Origin of the sequence: Mesorhizobium sp., from assembly GCF_005063415.1 — a bacterium.
GTDB lineage: Bacteria > Pseudomonadota > Alphaproteobacteria > Rhizobiales > Rhizobiaceae > Mesorhizobium.
The window spans coordinates 2,151-12,255 of record NZ_SUEG01000154.1; the positions used below are offsets into that span (position 1 = coordinate 2,151).

Annotated in this window: 10 protein-coding genes and 1 pseudogene; 4 read left to right on the top strand and 7 right to left on the bottom strand. The window is 57.9% G+C overall.

Annotated features, from left to right (window positions below):
• The 6 genes and pseudogenes from E5W70_RS26890 to E5W70_RS26915 form a co-directional block, all read right to left on the bottom strand.
• Positions 1 to 296: pseudogene (locus E5W70_RS26890) on the bottom strand (glycosyl transferase family 1); the annotation flags it as partial.
• Positions 297 to 487: 191 nt separating this feature from the next.
• On the bottom strand, positions 488 to 1,012 hold the full coding sequence (locus tag E5W70_RS26895; protein WP_292664175.1) for a ferritin-like domain-containing protein: 525 nt from the start codon (positions 1,010 to 1,012) through the stop codon (positions 488 to 490).
• Positions 1,013 to 1,252: 240 nt separating this feature from the next.
• Positions 1,253 to 1,687 carry a response regulator gene (locus tag E5W70_RS26900; protein WP_292664177.1) on the bottom strand — a complete coding sequence of 145 codons (435 nt, stop codon included), beginning with the start codon at positions 1,685 to 1,687 and terminating at the stop codon, positions 1,253 to 1,255.
• A 730-nt stretch (positions 1,688 to 2,417) separates the two neighbouring features.
• The gene (locus tag E5W70_RS26905) at positions 2,418 to 2,981 is read right to left on the bottom strand and encodes a sigma-70 family RNA polymerase sigma factor (RefSeq protein ID WP_292664179.1); all 564 of its coding nucleotides are present in this window, start codon (positions 2,979 to 2,981) and stop codon (positions 2,418 to 2,420) included.
• Between the two features lie 438 nt (positions 2,982 to 3,419).
• The gene (locus E5W70_RS26910; protein WP_292664181.1) at positions 3,420 to 3,671 is read right to left on the bottom strand and encodes a hypothetical protein; all 252 of its coding nucleotides are present in this window, start codon (positions 3,669 to 3,671) and stop codon (positions 3,420 to 3,422) included.
• 23 nt (positions 3,672 to 3,694) lie between these two features.
• Positions 3,695 to 4,453, bottom strand: coding sequence for a Crp/Fnr family transcriptional regulator (locus tag E5W70_RS26915; RefSeq protein WP_292664183.1), 759 nt, complete (start codon positions 4,451 to 4,453; stop codon positions 3,695 to 3,697).
• A gap of 426 nt (positions 4,454 to 4,879) precedes the next feature.
• On the opposite strand from E5W70_RS26915, the gene E5W70_RS26920 reads away from it, so the two are divergent.
• The 4 genes from E5W70_RS26920 to E5W70_RS26935 all read left to right on the top strand — a co-directional run bounded on the left by E5W70_RS26920 (position 4,880) and on the right by E5W70_RS26935 (position 9,489).
• Positions 4,880 to 6,379, top strand: coding sequence for an ATPase domain-containing protein (locus E5W70_RS26920; protein ID WP_292664185.1), 1,500 nt, complete (start codon positions 4,880 to 4,882; stop codon positions 6,377 to 6,379).
• Positions 6,376 to 7,419 (top strand): sensor histidine kinase, encoded by a 1,044-nt coding sequence (locus tag E5W70_RS26925; RefSeq protein WP_292664186.1) that lies wholly within the window; start codon positions 6,376 to 6,378, stop codon positions 7,417 to 7,419. The genes E5W70_RS26920 and E5W70_RS26925 overlap by 4 nt, the downstream gene beginning before the upstream one ends.
• Before the next feature lie 636 nt (positions 7,420 to 8,055).
• The gene (locus E5W70_RS26930) at positions 8,056 to 8,367 is read left to right on the top strand and encodes a hypothetical protein (RefSeq protein WP_292664188.1); all 312 of its coding nucleotides are present in this window, start codon (positions 8,056 to 8,058) and stop codon (positions 8,365 to 8,367) included.
• Between the two features lie 72 nt (positions 8,368 to 8,439).
• On the top strand, positions 8,440 to 9,489 hold the full coding sequence (locus tag E5W70_RS26935) for a YihY/virulence factor BrkB family protein (protein ID WP_292664190.1): 1,050 nt from the start codon (positions 8,440 to 8,442) through the stop codon (positions 9,487 to 9,489).
• Positions 9,490 to 9,821: 332 nt separating this feature from the next.
• Here E5W70_RS26935 and E5W70_RS26940 read toward each other — a convergent pair whose 3' ends face one another.
• Positions 9,822 to 10,067, bottom strand: coding sequence for an RES family NAD+ phosphorylase (locus E5W70_RS26940; RefSeq protein WP_292664192.1), 246 nt, complete (start codon positions 10,065 to 10,067; stop codon positions 9,822 to 9,824).
• Between the last annotated feature and the right edge of the window lie 38 nt (positions 10,068 to 10,105).

Consider the following 10,105-nt stretch of genomic DNA (forward strand, 5'->3'; position numbering starts at 1 on the left):
ATCTGCACCTCGGCCGCCTGGGCTGCTTCGATCGCCGACGTCCAACTCGACCAGTCGAAGACTCCGGGCGCTGTTTCAATCAGGTGCCAGCGCAAGCCGTCGCGGATCGTGCGAAGCCCAAGCTCGGCGCAACGGCGATAGTCGCCTTGTGCATGGATGTCGTGTGAGGTCGCGCGGATCAGATCAAGACGAGCTCCGTCGGCGCGCCTGTGGGAGGAACACTCGAAACCAGCCATGAAAAAACTGTCGAACCCGGAAGAGCCTGCCGTGGGCCGACGAGCGGTATCCTCGTTCATACAACCATCCCGTCGCCCAGGGTGGGCGCAAGCAATCGTACGCGGCAATCGCCCATTGTCAGTTCCGGTCGCCTGGTCGAAGTCAGTCGGGGCTGCGATGTCTCGGGGAGTGCGTTGTACATCTGAGCCCGATTGCGAATACAACCAAGCTCCAATCCCGTCTGCCCGGAGGCGCGTGATTCGATCCGAAGCTATGCGGCCTGTTGCATCGCCCGTTCGTTGACGCCTGTTTCTCCTAGTAGGGTGAGCGCCTCATCGGTTGCTTTTTCTTCCTTGAGCGTCTGTTCGAGTAGCGGGACGGCGTCTTTCAGACCAAGTAACCCGGCCCATGTGACAAGAGTCCCGTAGCGCGCAATTTCATAATGTTCGACGGACTGGGCTGCAGCTACAAGACCCGCGTCCAATGCCGGAGCCTCCTCGAATTCCTCCAAAATCTCCTGTCCTTCTTCGATGATGCCATCGATCGCCGGGCACGTCTTCCCTTGGGCTCTCTTGCCAAACGCGTCGAAAACTTGCTGCAGGCGCTCGATTTGACCTTCCGTCTCGCCACGATGTTTTTCGAACGCCGCCTTCAGCTCTTCGGACTCCGCGCCTTTTGCCATTTTGCGGAGCGCCGTCAGAATCTTGCGTTCGGCGTAGTAGATGTCTTTCAGACCATCATAGAAAAGGTCTTCCAAACCCTTGGAGCTGCCCTGAGAGCCTTTCTTCGTCGCCATTGTCATCTCCTGTTTCATTTGTATCGACGCATGCATGGCTCTAACTGGACCAGTCTCTTGTTGTTCCTTTCGCCACCGCTCTGCGGCGGCCAACAGGTCGAGCGACGGTCGGTTGACCGCTGACTTCAGTCCGCCGCTTCAGCAGCGGCTTGAGCATCTTGGCTGCGCTCCATTGCGGAAGTTCCGGATGAGGATCGTCTGCCTGAAGGGTTGCTGTCGTGGTGTCGAAAGCTGACAAGCTTAGGAACTTTCTTCGAGATCTCCACAAGACCAGCCCTTCAATCTTCTGATGCGGGCCAGGAGAATTGCCAGATCATACGGCTTGGCGATACGAGGGCCATCCTCGCAGAGGTCACCGGCTGCTTTGGCCGTTCGCTCGGCCGATGACAGCACCACCTTGATGCCTCCTCTATTCTCCCGGACCCACGCGGCAAGCTGAAAACCATTCGTCCCGCCTGGCAAATCAACGTCGGACAAAATGGTGTCTACATAGAAGCCGGAATGCACCAATGCCTCTTGCGCAGCAAGGGCGTCTTTTGCCTCGATAACTCGGTAGCCACAATGTCGAAGGTAGTCCGCGATGGCCGAACGAGTGGTCACATCACCATTAACTACCAAAATCGTGTCGGGCTTTGACCTAGGAAGATCTTCCATCCAGCTGGAACGGTCAACCATCTTTCCTGTTCCCGACCACTTCCTACAAATCGCATGCTCGTACAGACTTCGTCAGGGTGCGTGGGAAGGTGCCATCCTGCCTCCTTGCGGAGACGACGAACGGACTGAGAGACAAACGCTAAAAAACGCAGCATCGAAGAGACGGCCGTGAGAAAGAAAGTGGCCGGTCGCAGAGGTTGCGGTAAGTGGAATGACCGCCCGTGGAAGCGGAGGTCTGCGCCAACAGCTTAGCGAACGATCATTCAGCGCGTGACGCTGTGAGATATGACACGCCAGCAACTCGCGCGCCCTGACTCCGGTGGGTTTGAAGGCGCGTTTCTTTTGGTCCTTTAACGCATGTGAATGCATACGCGACAAACCTCAGCATTAGTGGCTTGGAAGAGCAGGTGTGGAGGTGCGAGTTGCGACAGCTTGAAGATCTCGTGGAACACTATGTCGGCACACGCAGCCGCCGTTATAGAGTCATATCGACAGGGCTCGCCTTGAGAGCGCTAAGGCAGGTCGTTGGGATGGCATCAATCTCAGACCGGGAGCTCGAGAACATGGTCGCCGACCGTGCGGTCAAGCATGGTCTCGCCGTGGACTTTGATCATATTCGGCAAAACTGAACTTCTGGCGTTATCGACCGCTACTAGGCCATTGCGGGTCGTGCTTTGACCCGCATCGGTAGCTGGCATCACTAGTTCCAATGAATATCCGTCACCGCAACGGCTCATGGCCGGCGCTCTAATCAGGCGTTGCCGGCCATTGTTGTAGCCAATCGCCCATCGCGCAGGTAATCGCGTCTTTCTGTCAGCTCCTGTGCTGACGTTTCGCCCAGACGCTCCAGCACGCCTGCCCGTGCGCGACTGAGCCTGCTTTTGACTGTTCCAACAGCGCAACCGCATATAACGGCAGTCTCTTCGTAGCTGACACCAAGAACCCCCACCAGCATCAGCACTTCGCTCTGAGATTTTGGCAACCGCTGAATGGCCCGGTGGACCTCCTTGCTTTGCATCGACCATTCCTGTGCAGGCTGCGAAACCGGTGCAAGCGAGGCGCAGTCAACGATACCTGGTGCTTCCCTCGTGGCAGCCCTGACGCGCGTATAGTAGGTGTTCCGCATGATCGTGAATAGCCATGACTTCATTCGCGTTCCGGGCTCGAACTTGTCGATGTTGGCCAGCCCTTTCGTCAACGTTTCCTGCACCAGATCGTCGGCATCTTCCCGGGCCTGGCAAAAAGCGCGCGCGAAAGCGCGCAATGCGGGAATGAATTCGACGATGGAAACTTCACCAGTGGCCTGCTGAGCCAAGTTATCGCCCCTGTGTGACAAAATCGGCCTCCCTCAGAGCCTTGGTTGGGCTCTGTTGAACAACTCAAGAAACAGGCTTCGCGGAGAGATTGCGACTAGGCCTGATCCAGCGGGCACCTACAGGCACCTCCCGCCACCTTGCCCTGGGGCATGGGCTCAAGCATTCACATTCGTTAAGCCGGAGTTTAGTTCGGTCTTGCGAATGTGTCTTGCGAGGAGGCTGCGGCGGTCACCATCAAGACCAGCCACCCGGGACGGTGGCGCCGACGATCTCGCCCGGGCCCTCCTCAGGTAACGTGCAGTTCTACAGTCAGAATGAATTGCCGCCGACATGATGGCGCCTGTGATGGCACCGGGGCGAGAACCGCCGACGCACCGAACGAACCAATCGCCCACCTTGACTGCCACGGGGCGAGCAGCAAAATGGCTATTCCAAACTCATCCCGAAGCGCTGAGTTCAAGCTTTTCGATTTTGAGAATCAAGCTGAGTCTCAGGATCTTTCGCCCGCTCTCGTCACGAATATCCACCAATAGCTGTTGCTGCTCCGAACCTCCCAGTTCTTCCCGTGCCAAGTCTATCAGACCGTCGACAGCTGCCTGGCGGGCTGCCGCGATCCCTTCGCATTCCAGGCCCATGTCGTCTTCGACGAGATGCTCGGCATCGCCGCTGTCAAAGAAATATCGTCGCATGCGATCGGCATCCTCAGCAAAAGCTAGGCAGGCTTCCTTTGATGCAGGTAGGTCGGATCGAAGTCTCCTGCTCGAACCAGGCGGGGCCAATCGAGAGCACGCAGCCTCGTACCTGAGGTGGCAATCAGGCCGTCGCCGCGCAGTTCCTGAAGCGTGCGGTTCACGTGAACTGTCGACAAGCCGAGAGCATCGCCAAGAGCGGCCTGCGTGATGGGGAGATCCGCTACGTGGTCCTCGATGCGTCCGACGGACCGCAAACGCACGATAAGCTCGCAAAGGATGTGGGCTGTGCGGGCATAGGCTTCTCGTCGCCCGACATTGGTGACCCATTCCCGGTAGATGGAGGCGTCGATGAGGGTCGATCGCCAGAACGCCGTCGCGATACGCGGATGCTGTTCGCAAATTGGGCGAAGGACGCTATGCCGGATGAAGCCTAATCTGCTTGGCGTCAGGCTCGAGAAGCTGCAGTCCATCACCGAAAGGTGCAAGCCATGCAGATCGGGAATATCGCCTGCGACAAAGAAGCTGGTGATCTGTCGCCTTCCCTGACCAGTATACTTGGACGAACATATCAGGCCGTCCAGAACCACAAACGAGTTTGCGGGGCTATCGCCTTCCGATATGATATCCTGATTGGCTGCGACGTCCTTTTCTTGAGTCGACATGCCCCGCAGGATCGCGGCGTCATCGTCGCTGATATCAGCGATTGTTCGGATTTTGCGGATAAGCACGTCTGACGACAAAACTGAAGACAAGACTTGTGGACCTACTTTGGTTGTCATCGCAAGTTTGCACTTATATGTTCAAGTGCTCTCCGGCGACTGCGAGCGCTCGAGACAACAATTGCCGATGGACATCCTTTTTCCAATCCAACCCCCGAAGCTGGGAAGAGCACGTCTGCTGGAAGGCGATCGGGTTTGCAAAGAAACCGGTGCATCCAAATCACCTGCTGCCGATTTTAGGAATCCAAAATACATGGCCTACGAACGCCTCCGGTCTGCCATCGTTGCTGTACGAATTTAACTATCGGCCTCCTTCCGAGCAAAGGGGCACCTTGCAGCTACTAGGCGCTGGGGGGCCTTAGCACCAATCAGCCTCACCGACATGAACGGCGTCGTGAGCAGTTTGTAGAGGAGGCTCTTGTCCAGCGCCTTGCGGCCTTCTGGAACCATCAAAACTGACAATCGTTACGCTGTTCACCAACGTACATGAGGGGCAACGTGAACGAAGATGACGCCTCACCATTAGCGACCGGGGTAGAAGGCCTCGACTATGTTTTGCGCGGGGGTTATGCCAAATTTCGGTCGCACCTCGTTGAGGGAAGGCCGGGTTCGGGCAAGACCACGCTCGGGCTTCAGTTCCTTATCAAGGGGGCCTCGCAAGGCGAAAAATGCCTCTACATTACGCTATCTGAAAGCAAGCGCGAACTCATGTCCGTTGCAACCAGGCACGGCTGGACTCTGCAAGGGATAGAAATTCTGGAACTCGTTCCTCCAGAACTCAGCCTTGATCCCTCCCAGTTGCAGACGCTCGTGCATTCTTCTGACCTGGAACTCGGGGAGACCGTGCAGGCGGCCTTGGCTGAGATCGACCGTATTAAGCCACAACGCGTCGTGTTCGATTCTCTTTCCGAAATCCGGCTGCTCTCGCAGGGGTCGCTACGCTACCGCAGGCAGGTCCTGGCGCTGAAAAGCTTCTTTCTGCTCAACCATGCGACGGTGTTGTTACTCGACGACCTCACGGCCGAGCAGGATGACCTCAACCTGCATTCGATCAGCCATGGCGTTATCCGCATGGAGCAATTGACTCCGATCTATGGTGGCGAGCGGCGGCGCCTGCGGGTGATAAAGATGCGTGGGGTGCAAATACGTGGCGGTTACCACGACTTCGTCATCCGGCCGGGCGGGGTCACGGTATTTCCGCGACTGGTCGCCGCCGAGCACGCTGAAGCCGAGCACGGCTCGCCGGCCTTAAGCGGAAATGCCGTGGACACTCTGGTCGGCGGCGGCCTCGATCGGGGTACAAGCACGCTCTTGATCGGCCCTTCGGGTGTGGGGAAGTCCACCATAGCCTGCTCCTACTGTCATGCGGCGCTTGGGCGCGGTGAGCGCGCCCTGGTTCTGCTCTTCGATGAAACTGATCGCATTTTCCTGGGACGTGCAGCTGGACTCGGTATGGATCTCAAGCCCTTCCTGCAAGACGGAATGCTCCTGCTCGAACAGATCGACCCGGCGGACCTTTCACCCGGCGAATTGTCCTCAAAGATCCAGATCGCAGTCGAGCGGTTTGATGCCCGGATCGTAGTGATCGACAGCCTCACGGGATATCTGAATTCGATGTCCCAAGAGCAGCACCTTGTGCTGCAAATGCATGAAATTCTCACCTACCTCAACCAGAAGGGCATCGTCACGATCCTGCTGCTCGCCAATCACGGGCTGATCGGCCAGACGGCGACGCCAATCGACATGACCTATCTGTCTGATGCAGTGATGTTGCTGAGGTTTTTCGAAAGTGGCGGTCGCATTCGACGAGCGATTTCGGTGGTGAAGAGGCGGGTTGGTCCTCATGAGGACACTATTCGTGAATTCATGGTCAGCAGCCAGGGCATAGCTGTCGGCGAGCCGCTCGACCAATTCAGGGGAATACTTACAGGCGTGCCCTTTTTTGAGGGCAAACAAAGCGATCTGCTCGCTGACAAGAAGCCATGACGCCGAAAGAACCCGTTGTACTTGTGCTCGCCCCGGTTGGTCGAGACGCTCAGATAGCCGACTCGATTCTGGCAAAACACGGGATCGGCACACGCATCTGTGCCAATCTGGACGAGGTTTTGCGGCTTCTCGACAGCGCACACTGCCTTGTCGTTGCCGAAGAAGCGCTCATCCATTCCGACCGGAGCCAATTCGCCGCCTGGCTGCGCGACCAACCTGCGTGGTCCGATTTTCCCGTGGTTCTTCTGGTCATGCGGGGAGCGGAGTTCGACAAGCGTCTTGCGTTTCTAGATCGGCATCTCATCGTTCTCGAAAGGCCTTTCCTGGCCTCAAGCCTGGCCAATTCGGTGCGGTCGGCGTTGCGTGCGCGTGCACGCCAGCTCGAGGTCAAGTCCCATCTTGAACAGAAACAGGAGGTCGCAGACCGTCAAAAGCTCTTGATCCGCGAGCTTCATCACCGGGTCAAAAACACCCTGGCCAATGTGCGAGCGGTGATGGGAGCGACGGCCCGGTCCAGCGATAGCGTCGACAGCTTCGTGCGTGATTTCTCCGCAAGAATCGTGTCCCTTGCCGACACGCACTCAATGCTTACAGACGACTATTGGCAGACGGCCTCTTTACAGAAGTTGCTTGAGGCGGAACTGAGCCACTACGAGATCCATGGCGAGCCGCGAATATCACTGCATGGTCCGAATGTGGCCCTCGTCGCCGACATTGCGATACCCGTCGGCATGGCGTTTCATGAACTTGCCTCCAACTCAGCAAAATTCGGCGCCCTGTCGTGCCCGCAAGGCCGCCTTGAAGTGCGATGGTGGATACCCGATTCCGCAGGTGAGCAAGTCCTGCATCTCGATTGGCAGGAGCAGGACGGCCCCATTGTACAGCCCCCGAGTCGACGAGGCTTTGGAACGACATTGCTGGAAAGAGTGGTTACAGTCCAATGCAATGCAAAGATCGAACTGCATTACAATCCCGACGGCCTGCGTTTCACTATGGCGTTGCCATTACGCGATACGAGGCTCGTGCCAGCGTACTCCTGAGTCACCTGCCGGGACGCGACGAACGTCGCGTTTCTCGTCTTTGTAGCGGGGCGCAAAGAAAGCCCGGCGGCGCGACCGTCCCTCTAGTTCAGCGCCGGCGGCTGCCCGGGGCGGAAACCCTTCAGCGCCGCGGCGATGCCCATCATCACCTGTCATTCCGTTCACCTGTCGCCAGCTGAGGAGGCCCACATGATTGATCGCATGAACATTGACTCAGCCCTTTACCCGACCGACTTGGAAGCCCTGAAATCCGTTTTCATCCAGATATGCGAGGAAGGGCATGTCGAGCCCGGCTTACGGCTGAGAAGCTCGCAGCCGACCTTGTCCGGCTTTTCCAGAGTGGCATGACCGATGAGACCATGCAGCTCATCGCGGCTCGGGCGCGTTTTCAGGCGTTAAGCAGGCAGGCTGACCTACTTCGATGGTTGCACTTGGTGGAGGGCGAACCACCGCCACCGGCGCCCCCAACCGGATCATCCTTCACGCCTTATGTTGTCGAGATTCAGTAGCATGATGTACAGCCCGGCGGCGTATTGAGCGCAGTCAGACAGCAGAGGAAATAACCAACGGGGAGGCGCACCGGGTGCAAAACCTGTCCAATCGTAGGAGGTGACCACCACCACGGGAGCAAACGCCATGCCTATCCTTCTGAATCACGGTACGGAACGATTGGCCCTGTCAGCAATGCGTGAGCGCACAGTCTCGCGATGCTTCACCGGCTGCCGTCCGGCTGAGGGGCATATTGCGCATTATGCCGGCAGAATTCATATACAGCTTCGCCCGTCGACCAAGGCAGGGGCTGGGGAAATGACATTACAAGCAGTCGCATTGATGGTGACATTGGTTGCCGCAACGGCCAACAACGATTTGCCTCCAAACGCCGTTGAAGGTGTGTGGATAAACGCTGGGACCGTGATGTTTCTGCAGCTTACGAACGCTTCTTTATGAACGTAGATCTGCACCTGCATCCTTTGGCGCGTCTAAACGTTGCCGTCGAAGAAGATGCGACGGACTGCTGTTATGTCGAAGAACAAAGCCGAGGATTCCGACGAAAACCAAGTGCAACTCGAGCGGCGGGCTGGACAGGAGGGCCGCGGACGCAATGCCGAACGGCCATCGCAGATTTCCGGCCGCGGTTGGAGGGATGTGGTGTGGCGGGTGTTCGCTGAGGTAACCGAGGACCGTGTCATGCTGATCGCGGCCGGAGCCACGTTCTACCTGCTTCTTGCCCTGTTTCCAGCGCTTGCCGCCTTCGTGTCCATCTACGGCTTCGTCGCCGATCCTCAGACCATCACCGAGCACATTTCGTTCCTTGGCGGCATACTGCCTTCGGGCGGTTTGGATCTTATCAGATCGCAACTTAACTCATTGGCCGCTCAGAACACTGGCGCGCTCAGCTTTGGCTTTATCTTCGGTCTTGCCGTCGCACTGTGGAGCGCCAACAGCGGCATCAAGACGCTGTTCGAAGCAATGAACATCGCTTACGAGGAGACTGAAAAGCGGGGCTTTATCCAACTGAATCTCCTGGCCTTGGGGTTCACGCTTGGCGCCATCCTCATCGGCATCGGCTTTATCATCTCGGTCGGGATCGTACCCGCAGTGCTTGCGCTGCTGAACCTCGGCGGCTGGACCGAAACCCTTGTGCGGATCTTGCGATGGCCGGTTTTGCTGATCATGGTCGGAGTCGGGATTACGCTGATCTATCGCTACGGCCCCAGCCGCGAAAAGGCAAAGTGGCGATGGGCGACATGGGGCGCCTTGCTCTCGGCTGTGGTTTGGATCGCGGTCTCGGCAGGTTTCTCCTTTTATCTTGAAAACTTCGCCAACTACAACGCGACCTATGGAGCCCTGGGGGCGGTCATCGGCTTGATGATGTGGACCTGGATTTCCGTGACTATCCTGATTGTAGGTGCGGAGCTGAATGCTGAGATGGAGCATCAGACAGTCAAGGACACCACCACAGGTGCGCAGCAACCGATGGGTGCGCGAGGTGCCACGGTCGCGGACACGCTGGGCGGATCGGCCGATGCCGCCGACCTGCAGTCACGTTTGGACGAGCGCAAACCGTAGCGCCTCAGGCTCGACGAGGGAACGAAGATGCAAGCGGCTACACGAGCGGTCAATGCCCATGCCGCAACTGACCCTCGAAGCCGACCCTTTGCCTTGCAGGACTAAGGTCACCTATAGGACGATCATGCTGATGCGCCGATGTCCGCTTCAGCACTTCGACCACAGAAGGCTGCCTGACCGGAACCAGCCCAAACGCGTTGGTCAAGCGGCTTCGGAAGAACGGCACGATAGCAGTCGTAACCCGCCTTTACGAGCAGTCCCTCGCCTCGGCGGCCTAAATGGATCGGCGCCCTCCCGAAGGCCGGATTGCGAGGTCACCCGCAGCCCGTCGTTCAGGAAACTTCCACGACACGGAAGACCTCCCCCGATCCTGAATCCCGCACAAGATCGACGCGCTCGCCATCCCAGTGGTAGTCGAGATGCCGGCCCTGAACGGGTGCCGAAGCACAATCTGGGTAGAAAAGGCCAACGCACTCGCCGTTTGGATGCCGGATGCTGGGATATACCACACCGTCCGAGCCAGCGTCCTTGAGGCTCTTCGCCAACTCTTCTGATGCCTGGTAGCTGTTCGAGACCATCCATCACCACGAGCGCTTCATGGCGCGGACAGCAGAAG

Excerpts from the sequence above, each read along its gene's own strand:
- E5W70_RS26940 (WP_292664192.1), bottom strand. The coding sequence starts at position 10,067 with ATGGTCTCGAACAGCTACCAGGCATCAGAAGAGTTGGCGAAGAGCCTC.
- E5W70_RS26925 (WP_292664186.1), top strand. The coding sequence starts at position 6,376 with ATGACGCCGAAAGAACCCGTTGTACTTGTGCTCGCCCCGGTTGGTCGA.
- E5W70_RS26910 (WP_292664181.1), bottom strand. The coding sequence starts at position 3,671 with ATGCGACGATATTTCTTTGACAGCGGCGATGCCGAGCATCTCGTCGAA.
- E5W70_RS26895 (WP_292664175.1), bottom strand. The coding sequence starts at position 1,012 with ATGGCGACGAAGAAAGGCTCTCAGGGCAGCTCCAAGGGTTTGGAAGAC.
- E5W70_RS26920 (WP_292664185.1), top strand. The coding sequence starts at position 4,880 with ATGAGGGGCAACGTGAACGAAGATGACGCCTCACCATTAGCGACCGGG.
- E5W70_RS26930 (WP_292664188.1), top strand. The coding sequence starts at position 8,056 with ATGCCTATCCTTCTGAATCACGGTACGGAACGATTGGCCCTGTCAGCA.
- E5W70_RS26915 (WP_292664183.1), bottom strand. The coding sequence starts at position 4,453 with ATGACAACCAAAGTAGGTCCACAAGTCTTGTCTTCAGTTTTGTCGTCA.
- E5W70_RS26935 (WP_292664190.1), top strand. The coding sequence starts at position 8,440 with ATGTCGAAGAACAAAGCCGAGGATTCCGACGAAAACCAAGTGCAACTC.
- E5W70_RS26900 (WP_292664177.1), bottom strand. The coding sequence starts at position 1,687 with ATGGTTGACCGTTCCAGCTGGATGGAAGATCTTCCTAGGTCAAAGCCC.